This window comes from Calidifontibacillus oryziterrae (genome assembly GCF_000331575.1).
Taxonomy (GTDB): domain Bacteria; phylum Bacillota; class Bacilli; order Bacillales; family Bacillaceae_J; genus Calidifontibacillus_A; species Calidifontibacillus_A oryziterrae.
Genome location: NZ_ANOK01000003.1, coordinates 574,854 through 592,657 on the forward strand (window position 1 = coordinate 574,854; position 17,804 = coordinate 592,657).

Below are 17,804 nucleotides of genomic sequence, written 5' to 3' on the forward strand. Positions count from 1 at the left end.
TCGCCCTCACCTCTTATTTTTCATTCAGCATTTCGATTTTTTTAATCATACTTTTGTGCTTGTCGACTAAATCAATCTTTAAGTCAATTAGCTGTCCTTGCAAAACTCCAAAAATTCGATAATAGACATCTTTCTGATTTGCTGCCTTTGCAAGCCACAATGCTAAGAAACAGCGATTTAAAAATATCGTCAGTGATTTTTGATCATCAACTTTTTCCATAGTAATAGACTGTTCGAGTTCTGATAATGCTTCAACAAAGTTACCATGTAAGCCTTGGATCAACCCGTTTCCAAGCTTAAGTTTGGCGGTTAACTCGGATTGCTGATTATTAGCGATTAACTTATTCGCTTTTTGGAAAAATAGCTGTGCCTGTTGTAACGTTTTTTCGTATTCTTCCTCAATATTAATACCGGAACGGCCCTGATTGTCTGTTCTTATGCCTTCTGTTTTAGCAACATTGTTATGAAGTCCGTTTTTCAGTAAAAATCGTCCTATCCGTTCATAAAAAGTAGCTAGCACCATTTGATCATTTTCCTTAGAAAGTTCAATCTTGTTGCTTTCTAAGAGTAAATTAATAGTATTTGCATCAGCTAGCGCTTCGTCCCATTTTTTAACATAGTAATATGCCAATCCTCTTAGCAAATACAATCGGAATTGTTCGCAAGTGAACAAGTAACTATCGTGTTTCAAGTAATTATTAATTACTTTTGTATAGACTTCAATTGCTTTATCGTAATTTCCCTTTTTCTTGTATAGCTCTCCTAATAAAAAGCTCGACCAAATGAATAATATTCGGTCTTGTTCAACTTTAGGTGGGTTGTTTTTAAAATAAATAAAGACTGCTAGGATATACCAGAACGCTCGTTTATATTTTTTAGCTTGATACAATTTTTCGCCGATATAGACATAAGCTTTTAGCTTGAATATAAACAAAGGATGAGTTTTCGTTATGTTTTCTTTCCTACATACCGCTAGAACCGTTTTGTAGTTTTCAAGCTGATCGTAAGACTTTATAACAAATGGTACATAACGTTCATTATCTAAAGAGCGAAAGCTTTCGTACATAAGAGCCACGTTTTGAAAGAGCTTAGTAGCGATTGTTTGCAGTTTCGATTTCATTTGATTTAAAGATTCGTCATCCGTGTCAGCACCTATTATTTCAGTAAGTCTCCCATCTTGATTATCTTTCGTTGCGGTAAGAGCCTCGTCGAGATTATGATCATTCTCTATTGGAGTAGTAGTATCGTCAAAATCGTGATTATCTTTTAGTTCAGTGAGTGCCTTAACATGAGCTTTATCAAATATAGTGATGATCGAATTGGCTAGCTTATAAAATTTTTCGATATAACTCTCGTCTAGAACGTTGAGAACGTCTTGGTCAACGTAATCACGTACATATTGAACTAGGTATGCTGCGGTATAAAGATCCCGCTCATCATTTATATTAAAAGAACTATCTTTATATTCGTTGACCCAGCTGAGAACCGTTTGTTTAATAACATCAGGGTATTTTTGTTTAATATACTCCTTCAAGTATTGATGCTTAATATATAACCTCTTACCTTCACTGCTTTTTTCTATAGCGATAAGCTTTTCGATACTATTTAAATAGGCTAAAAATCGTAACGATTGGTCCATTCCTTCTTGAGCTGATAGATGCATTAATTGCGGAATCGTTAGCTTCTCGAATGAAGTAGCTAAAATCGCTATAATCGTAACAATGTTTTTAAAGTACTTTTCCCCGTATATTTTCTTTATTTCTTCTAAATAAATATCTAAAATATATGAATCATTGCCATTTTTTAGAATGTCTTGGTTGATTTTAAAAGTTTCAATAATAAAGCTTGTATAAAGAAATTTGCTATCAGATTTAGCTACGATATTTTTTATTGTAGAGGGCTTAAAATATTGTTTATATGGTGATAATGCATGACCGATATAGGCATGTAATAGCTCTTTGTTTTCCTTCGCATCTCTATTTACAAGCATTTTTTCAGTAAAGGTATATTGCTTCAGTTTTTCTTCAATAAATTTTGGGATATCCTCATCATTTCTACATGTTAGCAATATAAACACGTTATCATGGATGTCTTCAATTTTTGGAATATAGTCAAATATTGTTGGTCCTTTTGTTTTACGAATTTCATCGATACCATCAATGATTAATAATAGTTTGTCTTTTCTACTTTTTCGAGAATAGTTTTGTAAAAAGACATTCAACATTTGCGCCATATCTTTTCGATCTTGAATATTCATCGGTAGCCGTTTATTAATCCCACCCTTTTGCTGAATCAGAAAGCGGATTGTACTTATAAAGCTACTACTGCTTTCGTTTAGGGCATCGTTAATGTAATACGTTAGAACATTGCAATTTTCTAACAGATATTTGTTTCCTATGTTTTCGTCTAAAATTTTGACAAAGGTCGTTTTTCCCATTGCAGCTTCCATTTGCAATAAGAAAATCCCTTTATCGTGCGTTTTCAACAGGGAATCAATTTTACTAGTTAAATAGTGCGGAGTGAGCACATCGTCACGAATCGTAAGGAGTTCTTCTTCTTCACTTAATAAATACGTATCCCCATCAAGATCACTTTCGAATTGGTGAAGCTTTAATTGGGATGATACCATTTTATATAATTGCTCAATCTCTGGGATCCTTTCTTTCGTTTTATGAGCACTATGATAATCAAGAATGGCCGTTTTACCGTTCCGAGAATAGTACGTATCATAAAAATAAATCCTTTGCTCCCTATAAAGAATATAAGGATTTAAAAGGACCGATTGTCCATTGTTGTATTGAACGTATAGTGTACCGGCTTGCTCTTTCCAATCATTTACGACTGAACCTTTCAAGGTTTGAATCGTATTGTCAATGTTAAGATACATTGTGAGGGTTTCATATGATACGGCATGATTTCTGAAATATTCAGTAATCAACTTAATATGCTCTGTCATCGTTTGCTTAAATTCAGTAGATGTATGATTTTGCAGGGCGCCATGACCAATACAATCATTGCGCCAGCGCGTTACGTCCCCATCATAAAAGAGTTCGACAACATCCTTCAAAATTGCAGATAGCGGGTGGTCGTTCGCGATGTGTTTACTGAGAGCTTTCGCTAGCATATGCCAATCGCCTAAGCTTAACGGCTTGCCAACAAGTCTAACAAGTATCATTATATCGTCTGTAGTTTTTTCCTCTTTGTTGTAAAGCTCACTTACCGTAACTAAAAATTGAAGCATTTAGATTTAACATGTTTTTTTCATGGATGCCGCGGCGGATTTTGTAAATATTATAATATTTTAACTTCGTCATAATATCTTCGATCCGCTGAATTTGTTGTAATGACAACTGATCTAACACATCGCCAGCAGCACTGCCTTCATGGGTGTGAATCGTATATAGGAATAAAATAATATCTAATTGAAATTCGGGAACAATGATTTGCTGTTGCTCTAATAATGGTAGCAATTCTGATTGGATTTTCACTAGAGCGGGCTTCACATAATTATACTTACGATCAATTCTAATTAATGTTTCGAATTTTTTCGAAATATCTAGTAATTGGATTTTTTTACTATGATCATCTAGCTGGCAGAAGCGCTTCAATGTGATTTCAAGGAAATGATCGTGCTGCTCCAACTCGTTGTTTGTATATATTTCATATAAGGCATCACTGAATTTTCCTTGCGCTAACTGTCGTTTTATATGCTGCTCGACCGTGTTTTCAAAAAATGAGAATTTATAGGGACTGTTGTACAGATCTTCAATTCGTCCGCGCTCGGTTTTCGTAAACTTTCCTGAAGTTCTTGTTAAATATGTATTACAGACGCCATCGGCGAGCATGAGCTTGAAGTTGTCGCGGGCATCACCAAACTGAATTGTATATTTCCAATCATTTTTTTTCGTTAAGGCTTTTCGCGCTAGACCGACAATAACGCGTTCCCGTAATTTTTGTTCATATTGCTCAAAAGGAATGATGCCGTAGCCCTGTTCGAGGTTTTTTCGTGTTGCAACTAGTATATGTAATTCAAAATCACCGTACTGTGCCGATAATTGTAATAGCAGTTGGATAATACCTTCGGCAAGTACATTAAGGTAGGTTGTGTCACTATTTATTATTTTAACTCGCTCTCGGTTTTCGAAAATAACAAATTCTGCATGATTTGTTTTGATCATTTCTAGTACTTGTAATGTGTAGGACGATTTTTCTTGGTTAAAGTGAACATAATCCTTACCAAGTATTTCTCGTGCAGTTTGTGCATCGATTTGGTCTTTCGGGATTAATAGTCCACCAACAAGCGAAGGATTACGTGCTAGATTCATATCACTTTGAAAATCTCCACTTTCGTCAAGCCATAGTTCGAACTGCAACTACTTCCCCTCCTCTTAGTTGAACGTTTCTATAAGTAAATTTCTATAAGTAAATAGAAATCAATAGTCTTTTATATGATAACTCTCTTTATTTTACTTTATTTTTCCATTGAATAGTATACCGTTTCAGGAAACATCGTTTGTGAATAGCCGAGAACACTTTTCTGCAATGTATAGTAGCATTCGTAAAAAAAAACGAACAGCCTGTGAAAGCTGTTCGTTTTTTAGCTATAGGTATCGTATTTTATGCTAATGAAGGTTTTGATGCCGATGGTTCTTGTTTCGTTTGTTTGAACCAATATTTTGCTGCGAATTTACCATAGTAGGCAATGCTTTGTTGTTGGACGATAAACGCTAGCGTTACAATTAAAGCAGCCTCTGCCCCAAATGATGTGGCAGCTAAGCCAATCGCAATCGATAAATTACGTAAAACTGTTCCGTTTACTAAGGCAATCCCGTCTTCGCGATTCAAGAACTGCTTCGCAAAAACCGTACTGATCACATAATTTATGCCATAAAACACTAGTAGGACAACAAATGCTAAAGCGATGAGCTGCAAATTGTTTAAAATCATTTCCGCTTTCATGCTAATACTTACAAATACGACGTATAACATACCCCAATTGCTTAAAGGAGCAAAGCTTGGTTTAATTTTTTTCTGGAATTGTTCCTGTGAATTATTTTTCATAATCTGTTTAAATGTGATATGACCTAACAACATCGGTACAAAAACAATCAAAATGATCGTTACGATTGTATTCAAAATATCAATGTCAACGTACTTTCCGACCATTAGCAGTAAATACCATGGTGTTAGTAACGAGCCAATAATTAATCCGAAAACTGTCAGCTTTATCGCCGCCGGGACATTTCCTTTATGAATTGCTGTCCAGGAGATTGTCATTCCGCTTGTTGGCAATAGCGCTGATAGCGCCAAACCGGCAAACATAATCGGATGTTCACTAAGTAATGATTTTCCTAACGCAAAAGCAACTAAAGGGATGATCAAGAAGTTAATGAGAAGCGAATATGCTACAATTTTATTTCCCTTCTTCGAAGTAAGCTCCTTTATTTTAAATCCAACCATTGTTGCGTATATCATAATGATCGTGCCGATTAAAATCGTAGGCTTTAAAAAGCTTGTATCAACAAAAGCGCCTAAAATAAAGCCGAGCACCAAGGTCGCTGGAATACTAAACATTAAATGTTTTTGTGGAAAATAATATAATTTTTTTAACACGATCGCCACTCCAAACCTTTTAATTTCATACTCTGCAGAGATATTTCTCTCCGTTTTCAACCATACCCTTGATGGTATATAATATACTATAAGGGGTATGATAAAAGCTGTCAATTAAAAGGTTTTTATGTGACTACAGAAAAAGGAGTTGTCCACATATTAGCGGACATCCCCTTCTTCAAACTACTATTTTTTAAGCAGGTAGCGAGTGTACATATGAAATCCTACTAACAGTAAATACAAAAATGGATAAATAATTGCTGAATACCATAATTTCCACCCATTATAATAAAAAGTCCCGGACCATAAGTAGAATACCTCAAATACCACTGCAAAAATCCACCATCCTATAAGATAAATAGCCTTTTTCCAATTACTCCTCTTGTACGGAAAATAATTTAAAAATACAATATTTACGGCTGGGAAAATGCCGATCATATAGATGTTGGCTTCCCAATCAACACCTTCATTAAAATAACCATACAAATGATATTTTAAGTCCAAAAATACATCCGTAATTACTTGAAGAAATGTTGAAAACAATGTTGTCGTAACAATTTCAATTCCTGACATTCGCTTTGGTACTTTTATTGCAATAAAATTAAAAACAATAACAGTAAGGATGAGAAATAGCATTATTGAATGCCTCACAATGTTCAATATATAATTTTTCTTATCATTTCCAATTGTAGTTATAAATTATACACTTAAGAACCTAGGCAAATGCTTCGCTTCCACTTAGCTGACATTAAATTATTTTGTTTTAGTTGATAATGAATTCGATAAATTAGTAAGCTGTAAACCAATTTGATGAGTTCTTTCCATTTGGTTTATTTGCATTTCACTTGTTTGAACGTTTATCGATTTTCGATTACATGGAAAGGACGAACGTTTTTGTTTTGAAAATAAAAGAATTCAGAATCGATTCCATCCTTTTTCCAAGTTATTAATCTCTTCATTATTTTTTCTCCATTCGCAATTTGATACGAGTCACAGTGGTAGTAAAAATTATTCCCTAATCAATTTTTCCTTTTCTAAGGTTGTTACTTTTTTATTTAAAGGGAAAATCACATATAAAAGCAAGACCGCAATAACAAACGATATAATAGAAATATAAATATTAACTGGTGGATAACCTGTTGCTTGTGCCTGAATCCCAGTGAACATGTTGTACAACCCAATAAAAAGATTTAAAGCGAGCAAAATCGAACATAATCCGATTATACGTTTATAATGTTTTATCTTTGAATCGAGATTTGAATAAATATTAAACTCACCATCAGCTGCTTTTTTTCGGAAATAAGCCCATTGGGAAAAAGTGGCGACTAGTTCAGCACCTGTTTCCTTCATAAAGCGAATATATTCCTCGCTCTCTCGACTATTGACTGGATGGTCCAGCAGCTCAAGTCGATAAATGTACTCGCCTTTAGGTGCATCTTCGAACACATATTTACACCATGTATAGTTTATCAATGCGAATCCTTTTTCTGACATTTCATTTAAGAAATTTTCTTCCTTTTCAAAATCAAAATACGCTTTCCGGATAACATGTTTCATTAAAATACGCCTCCAGCAATATGTTTGCCATTAGTTAATAATTCGTTTAATCTTATAAGCTCTGTATTTACGATTTCTTTTCCCAACGTAGTAATCTGATACTGTTTTTTACGTGAGCCTTCATCAGTTTCTATGGGGCTAATCCAGCCTTTTTTTAGTAACGTATTAATTGCTCCATACAGCGTTCCTGCTCCTAGCGATACACGGCTGTTACTAAGCTCTTTGATATTTTGCATGATACCGTAGCCATGCATCGGTTTGTACAGTGACAAAAGAATATAAAATACAGCTTCTGTTAAAGGTCCTTGATCCGCACCCTCTGCCATTACCTCACCTCTATTCATTCCTTTGGAATTTATATGTTTTAAAATATTCATAAGCCCACCTTTTTCGGTGTTAATTTATTATGTTACGATTTCGCTAAATCGTGTGGAAGTCCTGCAAATCTATCTCTTTTTGTAAAATTACGTAAAATTGGGGTATTCTGCTTAGCCTAATTTGCCATTTCTATCTCTCATGCAAAGCTTTGGTGGCTTTATGGATATCAGTTTTTCTGACATATATATCGTATTGAGTTGTGTTTTTAAATGGATTGGTACGATCTCCAAATCCCATCGGTGATGTGGTCTTCGTCTTAACTCCGTATTTTTCTAATTTCGCTTTTATGTTACTGTAGCTTTCATAACCAAATGCTGTATATATCAAAGTCCAATTTCGGTTAATAACGATTTCAAAAACAGTAAACAATAGGACTGCCCCACCAATTACTAAGAAAAAAACAAGCATGTTGTCCCCCCACCACCTAATTGAAATTTTTTAACTTGGAGTCGGTTACTGTAATTACGTTTTAGCGGGGCTGGAAGTTTCACAATTTTCGTTTTTATTGATTCTTTCCTTCAACGATTTTTGTTTTGTTCAATAAGTTGAGGGTGACTTTATATATAAAAACAGCATTCCTAAAAAAGAAATGCTGTTCATACGCCTCTTTAATATCCGAAAAGGAACATTAACTCAGGGTCAATTATTTATTATTTCAGATATCGTAAGATTATGGCTTTGAGTGTTTCGTGATCGATCACCATATTGATTATTCAGCGAGTGCTAGATTTACTGCCTCAAGTGCGTGGATGAATGTCGTGTCAAAGAGCGGAACATCTGAATCATCCTGTTTAACCAATAATCCAATTTCGGTACAACCTAGGATAATTCCTTCTGCTCCATTTTCTACTAGACTTTTAATGATATTTTTGTAATACTCTTTAGATGATTGCTTGATATCACCTAAGCAGAGCTCTTCATAAATGACCTTGTTTACAATATTGCGGTCGTTTTCATCTGGTATGATCACTTTGATTCCATTGGCTTCAATACGTTTTATGTAAAAGTCTTGCTCCATCGTATATTTTGTGCCAAGTAAGCCAACCGTTTGAATTCCAGTTCGGTTAATTTGAGTTGCTGTTGCCTCAGCTATATGTAAAATTGGGATATGTATTTTTTCCTCGATATAATGAACGACCTTGTGCATCGTGTTCGTGCAGATGACGATAAATTTTGCCCCTGCCTTTTCCAAGGAATAGGCAGCTTCTGCTAACAAATGTCCAGCCTTTTCCCACTCACCGGTCGCTTGAAAATGTTCCACCTCTGCAAAATCAACACTATATAACAAGCATTTTGCTGAATGTAGGCCACCCAATCGATTTTTTACTTCTTCGTTAATAATTCGGTAATATTCAACAGATGATTCCCAGCTCATCCCACCGATTAGTCCAATTGTTTTCATCATGATTCCCCCATTATCATTTTGGAATATATAATTACATTGCAGAATAAAAGCGCAAGCGCCCTGATTAGCGACGTATAAACTAAGAGCGCATCGACTGAGATAAACAAAACACGTCGAGGGACGAGTCGATGTTGACTTATCGCAAAAGAGATGAGCGAAGTTTACTTGTCGCTGGGTGCTGGAGCTGGATGACTACTCTCTGTGCTATAGTATTTATCCACAGGATCAAATTTTAAAATTTCCTAAACAATGAATAAGGAGCACACGGCTCCTTTCATAAGTTTTTTCTTTTTGCGTAATCATAGTATGGCAATGTGATTTTCAAGCCGTCTATTAAATTGCCCAATCTCCATTGCGGAAAATTGGAATAATCGTTCCATCTTGTTTAATACCATCAATGTCCATTTTGTTGGAACCGATCATGAAGTCAACGTGAACAGTACCGGTATTTATACCATGTTCCTTTAACTCTTCTTCACTCATTTTCGTTCCACCCTGTATCGTGGTTGGGTACGCTGAACCAATAGCTAAGTGATTGGAAGCATTCTCATCGAACAGAGTATTGAAAAAGATAATCCCAGATTGAGAAATTGGCGATGGATCTGGTACTAACGCGACTTCACCTAAGCCTGTACCACCATCATTGTCAAAAACAAGTTTCTTAATCGTTTCATCTCCTTTTTCGGCAGAAATATCAACAATTTTCCCATCTTTAAAGTGGACTTCAATCCCTTCAATCAATGTCCCGGCATAGCTTAATGGCTTTGTACTCCTAACAACACCTTCCATGCGGCGCGTGTCAGGAGAAGTAAAAATCTCTTCAGTTGGCATGTTGGCGATAAATTCTTCCCCTTTTGGATTGTAGCTTTCAGCACAAGCCCAAATATGGTTTTTAGGTAAGCCGATTGTTAAATCAGTACCAGGTGCAGTGTAATGTAATGCATCAAACTGGATCTCATTTAATTTTGTAGCTTTTTCATTTAATGTTTTTTTATGTTCATCCCAAGCAGCAACTGGGTCATTGGTGTAAACACGACATGTTTTAAATATTTGATCCCATAACGCATCGACCTGTTCTTCCGTTGTTGCTAAATGTGGGAATACCTTCGCCGCCCAACCAGCCCCTGCTGCTGCAGCAACCGTCCATTTAATATCGTCATTTTGCGTTGCGACTCTTTGAACTTTGAAAGCTTTACCAGCTTCACGCTGATAAGCGGCAACTTTAGTAGGATCCACTTCATTTAATAGGCCTGGATCACTGGAAAGAATCGTTAGACGGCTTACACGGTGTTTCAAGATATGGTCTTCTGATTCTTGGATTTCGTATTCAGGAATGTTGGTCAGTACATCTTCTGTTTGGTGAATGTAATGCAGTTTGCTGATCTCGTCATCTGCCCATTTTACTATAACTTTCTCAGCTCCTAGCTCATACGATTCCTTTGTTATTAAACGTGCTAACGCAGCTTGATCGACGGTAATGGTTAATTTCACCCAATCACCACTTTTGACGTTTATTCCTTTAGAAACAAGTAACTTCGCGTATTTTTGTAGGTTCTCTTGAAAATTTGGCAAGGCCATATTTTTACCTCCAGTCATTTTTTCTGATTCCATACTAGCATATTTCATTAGAGCTTGCTGTAATCATTAATTGTAAAAAGATGTGCTAACAATGATTAAAAAAACAATAAACGTGCCAGCTACGATGATTTTTGTTGATTTATCCATTTTGAACCTATCCCCCTATGATTCATTCGCGGAAGGACAAAATAATTGTTCCAGCGAAATTTCTAAATGTCTTGCGATATCAAAAGCAAGCTGAAGGCTTGGATCATACTTGTTGTTTTCAATCGCATTTATAGTTTGTCGACTTACATTGCACAGCTCTGCTAATTTACCTTGTGACAACCCCTTTTTTTCTCTATGCTCCTTTATTTTATTCTTCACTTGATTTACCACTTCCGCATTTTTGATGTCAAAAACTTTTTACATGCTTATGATAAAATAACTTCGAAAAGGTGTCAAATATATTTGACACCTATATAAAATATGAGAGGGGTTAACACGAGCCTATGTAAAGTTGTATAATATTGTAGAGGAAATCCTGTGAAAAATGAAAATAATCAATTAAATCTCATATATTTTACTCTCCTTAGACTTTTCCAACTCTTTTCCTCACTATTACGTGCTCTGAATGGAGCTATCTTATTAGTTTTAAAGAGTTAATGAAGGAAGAATACTTGTTTTATTCACCTTCACTACTACCTTTCTGAAGTTATGCAATATGACCACTGTTTATTTCGATAGAAAACGCTAAGTGTAACAGCAAATGAAAAATTATAAATCAGTTTATTAGAATTGTTTAGCTTATTGTAGAATTCTACTTTTGATCATTTCAATAAATATCTTTTTTTACTAGGGAGAGGGTTTGGAATGAGGAAATTAATCATATTTTTACCACTATTAGCAATTCTACTTGCTGTAGCCTGTGGAATTCCAGTAATAAAAAATAGCGATAACAATCAAACTAGTATAAAATCTTCAACTGACTTAGAACAGGTCCAGCTATTCTTAGCTGCTGATGGTAATGCCATGTATTATGCATATATCGCTCGGGATAATGGCTATTTCGCCGAGGAAGGACTTGATGTTGAATTAATATCAGGCCATGGTGGGACTAGTATTGTCCAAAAAATAGGTAGCAATACAGCTGATTTTGGTATTGTAGCAGTACCTTCTCTACTTTCTGCATGGAATGAAGGTCATGATATCCAAGCTGTTTATCAAATTAACTCAACAAATTTATTTGATTTGATTGTCCCAAGGTATTCTGATATTAGAGATATTAGCCAATTAAAGGGAAAAGTAATTGGGGTAACTGAACTTGGTGCAGCTGAAGTACCGTTTGTACAATCACTCCTTGCAAATGCAGGCTTAAATGCTGAAGTTGATGTAACAATTCGTCCATTTGGAGAACATGCAACGGCAAAGTCTATTTTGACGGGGTTTGAAAATGGTGAAATCGCTGCCTTTAGTGGCGGTGCCCATGACCTTGTTTCTCTATATGTAAGTGGCTTTAAATCAAACTCGCTAATTCCTAAAGTATATAAAGCCCTTCCATCCACTGCGATTATTGCGAATGGATCAATTATAAATGAACGTCCAGACCTTGTTGAAAAAATTGCTCGTGCTATTGCGAGAGGGACAGACTTTTCTATTAAAAATCGTAATGCTGCATTAGAGATAATGAAGGAAGCAGCCCCAGAGGAGTTTACAGATGAGGCGGTTGGTCAAATGTGCCTAGACACCTTCATTGACTTATCGACCCCAATTGAAACTGAAAAAGGATATGGCTATATTTATCAAGATTCGTGGAAGAAACTCATTGAACTATTTGGTAAAGGTGATAGTCCTGTCATTACACACGAAATTGATGTTTCGAGATACTTGAATACAAGCTTTGTCGAAAAAGCAAATCAACTTGAAAAGTGAAAAACGTTAGTTATCACTAACATACTCTAGGCAATTTCAATAACTACCATTCATGTTGTTAAAAATGAATTGAGCTGTCCAGAAGTCATAATTAATGATTTTTATGGGCAGCTCTTTTGTTGATTATGAAGGTCATCGCACTTTCACCTGCCATTCAAGCTACATATTCTTCCTTCGTATATTCCAATTTCCCATATTGTATTCGATTCTTGTAAAATTCCATGCTTGCCATCCACGCTTGTCCCTTGCAAGTTATCAAATAAAACATAGTGTAAATAGCAAAGGAAAATATTCCTTTTTATGAAAAAATTCAAGAAAGGAGGTTCCATGATGAGTTGGGACAAAACAAAAAGCCTTTGCCAAGAATTTGCTAGGATACTAGGTGGGAATGGAAGTTTAGACGAAAATGAGGTTTGTTTAGTGCAGAGGTTTCGTAATATAGATTTTACAATTTTAGGACGCGAAACGAATTCACCACTAGTTGTTCCTCAATTTTTTAGTTTTGAAAACCTAGATCGAAGAGGTAATGCGCTGAATTTAGGTGAAACGGTTCTATTGCAAAAAGAGGTAAATCCTTTATTAACGGAACTTCGAAAACGGGACATTCTCGTAACTGCTATTCATAATCACTGGCTATTTGAAGAACCTCGGGCAATGTACATGCATTTTGAATCAATTGAACCACCTCTCGAATTTGCAAGGAAAGTACGGGAAGCATTTAGAGTTTTGAAATTTTAAGTTTAAAAAAGCACTATATAAGGCAATGTACTGCACCTAATCTGTTAGATTTAAATTCTAACTTTTGAGATAGAGCACAAATTTATTGCCCTAAGTAGTGCTTTTACATTTTTGTAATTACGTTATTCGATCATAATAGATCACTAGATAATAATTACATTGTTTCTTTTTGTTTCGTTACTGAATCGATAATCTTTTGTTCACTTTTTTCATAACTTACTAAAAATTTTGTAGTCCAGCTTAATTTAGGGACAACATTGAACACTACAATAGCTATAATAATGCTAATTAAAGCACCTGCAAACACATCTGCTGGATAATGGACACCAACCCAAATGCGCGAAAACCCGACTATCAGAGCTATAATAGTCGCTAAAAATCCCCAACCTCGATTGAATAACAAAAATGTAATACAAAAGGAAAAGAAAATGATTGTATGGTCACTTGGAAAGGAGTTATTAACTGCTTTTTCAATTAATTGATTTACGTTTGCTATTTCCGCAAAAGGTTGATTGTTTGTATGTAGTTTTCCGGCAATCTTCCCTACTATTTCCGAAAGGACGAGGGTGACAACTCCACTAATGACGATCAATCGATTATTGTTGCTACGCGAAAGCCAAAGAGTGACTACTGCTAGTGCTAAGAAAAAGATCGTATATTCTGCAATGAAAATCATCACTGGATTCAATGCTGTGTAATGTTTCCCTAAATCATTAATCATTCTGAATAGTTCAATATTGTATGCTGATATTCCCACGATGTATTTCCTCCTACTTTAATTCATTTTAAAATTTTTGGTAAAACGGCGTCAACTACCTTGTAAATAGAGAACATACTAACAAAAATTACTCATATTATATAGGTATATAAATATTTTTTCATAATTTTCATACGATATCGCTTCTTAAATAAATCGATCGATTATCTCGGACACGGAGTTCCAATCTTGTATGTAGGTCCGTAAATGGCGTTTTCCATCATCTGTAATCGCATAGTACTTGCGCCTGCCTCCAAATGTTTCGTCACCCCAGTAAGAAAAAACAGATTTTTGTTTTTCCAAACGTTTTAAAGATAAGTACAACGTAGCTTCTTGGATTTCAAACTCCCCTTCTGTTCTTTCCTTTATCGCTTTAGAAATTTCATAACCATAGCTATCCTGCTCATTTAATAGCGAAAGAATTAGAAGGTCAATAGTACCTTTCAGCATTTCTTTATTCAAATTAATGACCCCCAAAATTACTTAAAAAATTTTAATGGCTCTACAAAGTTTAAATAAGTACCTATTAAAGTACTTAATGACTTTACATTGAATAGTACTTAATGATTTTACATTGAATAGTACTTAATGACTTTACATTGAATAAAATAGTACCTAAAATAATTGAGTACATAAGTATACTACATAGTGAATATGAGTACTAAATGTAATTTAGTACATAACTATTCTATATAGTAAATACAAGTACTTAATATTGCAATGTAAAATTTTAATATTATCAATTATTTTCATGAAAAATAGCCTCAACAAAATGGATGGAGCTACTTTTTGGAGTAATACTGTCCCTTTGGTAGAATCCTGTACGTATAAGTGATCGTATTTTCACCAAAACTTACAGGTTGAGAGCCACTCGCTTTAAATTCGGAATACATGTGGACAATAGATCCGTTATTTTATAAAATTCCTACTTTAAAAAGGTTATTACGGACACCAGATCCGTTATTTAACGAAAATTGTGAGAAAAACCTGCCTTGGGAAAGAAATAGCGGAAGCTGTGTCCGATAAATTCAAAATTATAGCCATTCCCCACCAATTAACGGATCCACTGTCCGTTACTAATAATAGACCGAAAAATCAGGTGATTACTAGGCATCAAATTAGTAACTAACAACGGACTTTTACTAATTTTTGTCTATTATATTTTTGACGGTGCAATTTTATAACAATATTGCTAAGCATTATCATCTTTCATTGTTCGCAAACAGTGTATCTTGCAATATTCCTAAAGTGTATCTTGCAACATTTTTAAAGTGTATCTTGCAACATTTTTAAAGTGTATCTTGCAATATTCCTAAACAGTGTAATTCTTGGAATTTTGGTGGTAATGCCATTCTTTCCATTACTCATAAGGAAGAAAATCTACTCATAAGGCAGAAAATCTATTGATTTGGCCTGGTACATATTATCACGATATTCATAAATAATGACAACCTCTCCAATGAAACCTGCTGGAGAAATTTGTGCAGCCATCGTCACAATTAGTTGATTGTTTCTTACTTCAAAATCTATAATACTGCCGAAGGCAACATCGTCAAATAGGTTTGTAGGCTGAATTTCTAAAGGCGTTATATCTACGACTGATGTCTTGTCACCTACTCGAATTTCGGCTTGAGTTGGCGATAGTTTAGTTTTTACATTTTTATATAAAACAGCTAGCGGGTGATCAACAAGGACCTCGCTGAAACGTTCATTGTCTGTATTAAAAACATAAACTTCATCCAATAATACACCAGACCCGTAGCCTTTGTTTAAAATGATAATAAGCTCTTTGTTTTCATCCTGATTAATATTTTCATAAATGATTAGTGGAGCGTATGTAGGATTATGAGCTAAGCTTAACCAAAATGGTCTCGAGTACAATGTTCCTTTGAAATCTATTTTAAAGTCGTAGTAGAAATCGTCTGTCTTTTTTGCGTACAAAAAAATTTGATCTTCGTTAGATTTCGTGACCATTTCATAGCCATCTGGGATATTTTTTGATGAGGCAACGAAATCATTTTTACTAGAAATATTACCTTTTTCATCCCCTACCGGATCATCATTAACTGTCGTAATGGCGTTTTCCTTCTCGGATTTCTTCCCTCTCCCATCCCCATCGATTGCTGCTTCTACTTTCAAAAAAACAAAGAAAATCAAGATGGCTACAAATAAGCCTATGTATTTTTTCATAAACAACACCTCATGATCGTTTGTCTGCTAACTTGATCCTTCGAACGAGCTATTTCTTAAATTTTACCTATTTTACCAATTTAACCTATTGTACCATAAGAATAGAACAGCTTTTAATAGTTTGACATTAAGTAAATTTTATTATATTATGTTCGTTGTTTGATAAACAATTATAAAATACGTTTATATTTAATATAAACTTTGATAGGATGTGTTTGTGTGATTAATATATCAGAACAGTTTTGGAATGCTTCATTAGAAGAACTAAAACGTGGTTATATTCAAGATGCTGATTGTTATACTTGCCTGTTATGTGGTGAAAAATTGGAAAAGGGTGTTATTTATCCTCATGAAGATGTTTTTTATGAAGCTGAACGGTACATGCGTCTTCATATCGAACGAACTCACCTATCGGTATTTGAATACTTGATCGGACTTGATAAAAAACTGACAGGTTTAACCGAACATCAGAATCATCTCCTTCGCCTTTTTTATCAAGGGAAAAATGATAAAGAGGTTCAAAGTGAGCTAGGGATTGGAAGTACTTCGACGATTAGACATCACCGTTTTGCGTTAAAAGAAAAGGAGCGCCAAGCGAAGACCTTTTTAGCAATTATGGAACTATTAAAAGAAAAAGATCATTATGCTCCCGCATTTATCCAACCGCATAAGACTGCCAAAATGGTTGATGACAGATACGCTGTAACAGAAGACGAACAACAAGAAATCATCAAAAAGTTTTTTCCCGAAGGGATAACTGGTCGTTTGACGAAATTTCCACCGAAAGAAAAACAGCGATTGATCGTTCTTCGAGAAATTACAAAGCGATTCAAACGAGATACCACATATACAGAAAAAGACATAAATCATCTACTAAATGAAATATATGACGATTATGTCATGTTGCGCAGGTACTTAATCGAATACGGCTTTTTGGATCGAAAGTCAGATGGTAGCCAATATTGGTTAAAAAAATAACGAAAGATTGTGAGTGAATGAAATGAACCGTAAAAAGGAATTAAAAGCGCTTTACAAAGAAATTCCGGTTGAGGCTGGTATTTTTCAAATAAAAAATAATGAAAATGGGAAGATTTTTATCGGTAGTACAAGAAATTTTAAAACGTTAAACGGATTACAATTCAGTCTTGAAGCGGGTACACATACGAATAAAGGGCTACAAGAAGAATGGAATCAATATGGGAAAGATGCTTTCAGTATTGATGTTTTAGAAACACTCAAAAAGAAAGACGATCCATATTTCACTGAAAAAGAAGCGTTGTTAGAGTTGGAAAATAAATGGTTAGATCAACTGCAACCGTACGGAGAAAAAGGTTATAACAAGAAGAAAATCCGATAACCTAATTCAGTCTTACCCCTAATTTGTTGTGAGCAGTATATTTACAATTACTCAGCATTAGAGAATGAATCAAATTATTTACAATTGTTCGTCATTTGGTAATGAACCAAGATATTTACAATTGGTCGTCAATAGGTAATGAATTGAATCTAATATAAACACATACTAACATTAGTGTAACAGACCAAGGGCTGTCCGATAAGTCCTTAAAAAGATTAAAAATATGCTAAAAATTGGTGATTTTGAAGAGTGAATGCGGTGACTCCTGCGGGACTAGCAAGCGAACCGAGACCGTGGACTGAGCGTAGCGAGGGAATCGG

Annotated in this window: 17 protein-coding genes; 4 read left to right on the forward strand and 13 right to left on the reverse strand. The window is 34.9% G+C overall.

Annotated elements, in window-relative coordinates:
- Nucleotides 1–13 precede the first annotated feature (13 nt).
- The 10 genes from D612_RS0102875 to D612_RS0102925 all read right to left on the reverse strand — a co-directional run bounded on the left by D612_RS0102875 (nucleotide 14) and on the right by D612_RS0102925 (nucleotide 10,897).
- A complete protein-coding gene (locus D612_RS0102875) occupies nucleotides 14–3,241 on the reverse strand; it encodes a P-loop domain-containing protein (RefSeq protein ID WP_017753978.1) in 3,228 nt (1,075 codons plus the stop codon).
- A complete protein-coding gene (locus D612_RS0102880; protein WP_017753979.1) occupies nucleotides 3,213–4,373 on the reverse strand; it encodes a hypothetical protein in 1,161 nt (386 codons plus the stop codon). The genes D612_RS0102875 and D612_RS0102880 overlap by 29 nt, the downstream gene beginning before the upstream one ends.
- Nucleotides 4,374–4,617: 244 nt before the next feature.
- Nucleotides 4,618–5,613 carry an arsenic resistance protein gene (locus D612_RS0102885; RefSeq protein ID WP_017753980.1) on the reverse strand — a complete coding sequence of 332 codons (996 nt, stop codon included), beginning with the start codon at nucleotides 5,611–5,613 and terminating at the stop codon, nucleotides 4,618–4,620.
- A 186-nt stretch (nucleotides 5,614–5,799) separates the two neighbouring features.
- On the reverse strand, nucleotides 5,800–6,249 hold the full coding sequence (locus tag D612_RS0102890) for a CBO0543 family protein (RefSeq protein WP_017753981.1): 450 nt from the start codon (nucleotides 6,247–6,249) through the stop codon (nucleotides 5,800–5,802).
- A 372-nt stretch (nucleotides 6,250–6,621) separates the two neighbouring features.
- Nucleotides 6,622–7,170: a DUF2812 domain-containing protein gene (locus D612_RS0102895; protein ID WP_017753982.1), complete on the reverse strand. Its 549-nt coding sequence runs from the start codon at nucleotides 7,168–7,170 to the stop codon at nucleotides 6,622–6,624.
- Nucleotides 7,170–7,496, reverse strand: a complete 327-nt coding sequence (locus tag D612_RS0102900; RefSeq protein ID WP_026092366.1) for a PadR family transcriptional regulator — start codon at nucleotides 7,494–7,496, stop codon at nucleotides 7,170–7,172. Before D612_RS0102900 ends, D612_RS0102895 begins: the two co-directional genes overlap by 1 nt.
- Nucleotides 7,497–7,677: 181 nt before the next feature.
- On the reverse strand, nucleotides 7,678–7,956 hold the full coding sequence (locus D612_RS0102905; protein WP_017753984.1) for a hypothetical protein: 279 nt from the start codon (nucleotides 7,954–7,956) through the stop codon (nucleotides 7,678–7,680).
- A 301-nt stretch (nucleotides 7,957–8,257) separates the two neighbouring features.
- Complete coding sequence (locus D612_RS0102910) at nucleotides 8,258–8,950, reverse strand: aspartate/glutamate racemase family protein (protein ID WP_017753985.1); 693 nt, start codon at nucleotides 8,948–8,950, stop codon at nucleotides 8,258–8,260.
- Between the two features lie 336 nt (nucleotides 8,951–9,286).
- Entirely contained in the window at nucleotides 9,287–10,531 is a 1,245-nt protein-coding gene (locus D612_RS0102915) for an aminopeptidase (protein WP_017753986.1), read from the reverse strand.
- A gap of 162 nt (nucleotides 10,532–10,693) precedes the next feature.
- Nucleotides 10,694–10,897 (reverse strand): helix-turn-helix transcriptional regulator, encoded by a 204-nt coding sequence (locus D612_RS0102925; RefSeq protein ID WP_017753987.1) that lies wholly within the window; start codon nucleotides 10,895–10,897, stop codon nucleotides 10,694–10,696.
- A gap of 486 nt (nucleotides 10,898–11,383) precedes the next feature.
- Here D612_RS0102925 and D612_RS0102930 point away from each other — a divergent pair, with 486 nt between their 5' ends.
- Both D612_RS0102930 and D612_RS0102935 read left to right on the forward strand, forming a co-directional pair.
- Nucleotides 11,384–12,442: an ABC transporter substrate-binding protein gene (locus D612_RS0102930; protein WP_017753988.1), complete on the forward strand. Its 1,059-nt coding sequence runs from the start codon at nucleotides 11,384–11,386 to the stop codon at nucleotides 12,440–12,442.
- A gap of 330 nt (nucleotides 12,443–12,772) precedes the next feature.
- Complete coding sequence (locus tag D612_RS0102935; RefSeq protein WP_017753989.1) at nucleotides 12,773–13,180, forward strand: DUF1259 domain-containing protein; 408 nt, start codon at nucleotides 12,773–12,775, stop codon at nucleotides 13,178–13,180.
- A 154-nt stretch (nucleotides 13,181–13,334) separates the two neighbouring features.
- Here D612_RS0102935 and D612_RS0102940 read toward each other — a convergent pair whose 3' ends face one another.
- The 3 genes from D612_RS0102940 to D612_RS0102950 form a co-directional block, all read right to left on the reverse strand.
- Nucleotides 13,335–13,937, reverse strand: coding sequence for an undecaprenyl-diphosphatase (locus tag D612_RS0102940; protein ID WP_017753990.1), 603 nt, complete (start codon nucleotides 13,935–13,937; stop codon nucleotides 13,335–13,337).
- A 147-nt stretch (nucleotides 13,938–14,084) separates the two neighbouring features.
- Nucleotides 14,085–14,399, reverse strand: coding sequence for a PadR family transcriptional regulator (locus tag D612_RS0102945; protein WP_017753991.1), 315 nt, complete (start codon nucleotides 14,397–14,399; stop codon nucleotides 14,085–14,087).
- 918 nt (nucleotides 14,400–15,317) lie between these two features.
- Complete coding sequence (locus D612_RS0102950) at nucleotides 15,318–16,127, reverse strand: hypothetical protein (protein WP_017753992.1); 810 nt, start codon at nucleotides 16,125–16,127, stop codon at nucleotides 15,318–15,320.
- A 222-nt stretch (nucleotides 16,128–16,349) separates the two neighbouring features.
- Between D612_RS0102950 and D612_RS0102955 the strand changes: the two genes are divergently transcribed.
- Together D612_RS0102955 and D612_RS0102960 are read left to right on the forward strand one after the other, a co-directional pair.
- Nucleotides 16,350–17,105 carry a DUF2087 domain-containing protein gene (locus tag D612_RS0102955; RefSeq protein WP_026092368.1) on the forward strand — a complete coding sequence of 252 codons (756 nt, stop codon included), beginning with the start codon at nucleotides 16,350–16,352 and terminating at the stop codon, nucleotides 17,103–17,105.
- Nucleotides 17,106–17,127: 22 nt separating this feature from the next.
- The gene (locus D612_RS0102960) at nucleotides 17,128–17,484 is read left to right on the forward strand and encodes a GIY-YIG nuclease family protein (protein ID WP_017753994.1); all 357 of its coding nucleotides are present in this window, start codon (nucleotides 17,128–17,130) and stop codon (nucleotides 17,482–17,484) included.
- The last annotated feature ends 320 nt before the right edge of the window (nucleotides 17,485–17,804 follow it).

Coding starts and splice junctions, on each gene's coding strand:
- D612_RS0102875 (WP_017753978.1), bottom strand. CDS start 3,241: ATGCTTCAATTTTTAGTTACGGTAAGTGAGCTTTACAACAAAGAGGAA.
- D612_RS0102890 (WP_017753981.1), bottom strand. CDS start 6,249: ATGCTATTTCTCATCCTTACTGTTATTGTTTTTAATTTTATTGCAATA.
- D612_RS0102895 (WP_017753982.1), bottom strand. CDS start 7,170: ATGAAACATGTTATCCGGAAAGCGTATTTTGATTTTGAAAAGGAAGAA.
- D612_RS0102900 (WP_026092366.1), bottom strand. CDS start 7,496: ATGGCAGAGGGTGCGGATCAAGGACCTTTAACAGAAGCTGTATTTTAT.
- D612_RS0102905 (WP_017753984.1), bottom strand. CDS start 7,956: ATGCTTGTTTTTTTCTTAGTAATTGGTGGGGCAGTCCTATTGTTTACT.
- D612_RS0102910 (WP_017753985.1), bottom strand. CDS start 8,950: ATGAAAACAATTGGACTAATCGGTGGGATGAGCTGGGAATCATCTGTT.
- D612_RS0102915 (WP_017753986.1), bottom strand. CDS start 10,531: ATGGCCTTGCCAAATTTTCAAGAGAACCTACAAAAATACGCGAAGTTA.
- D612_RS0102930 (WP_017753988.1), top strand. CDS start 11,384: ATGAGGAAATTAATCATATTTTTACCACTATTAGCAATTCTACTTGCT.
- D612_RS0102935 (WP_017753989.1), top strand. CDS start 12,773: ATGAGTTGGGACAAAACAAAAAGCCTTTGCCAAGAATTTGCTAGGATA.
- D612_RS0102950 (WP_017753992.1), bottom strand. CDS start 16,127: ATGAAAAAATACATAGGCTTATTTGTAGCCATCTTGATTTTCTTTGTT.
- D612_RS0102960 (WP_017753994.1), top strand. CDS start 17,128: ATGAACCGTAAAAAGGAATTAAAAGCGCTTTACAAAGAAATTCCGGTT.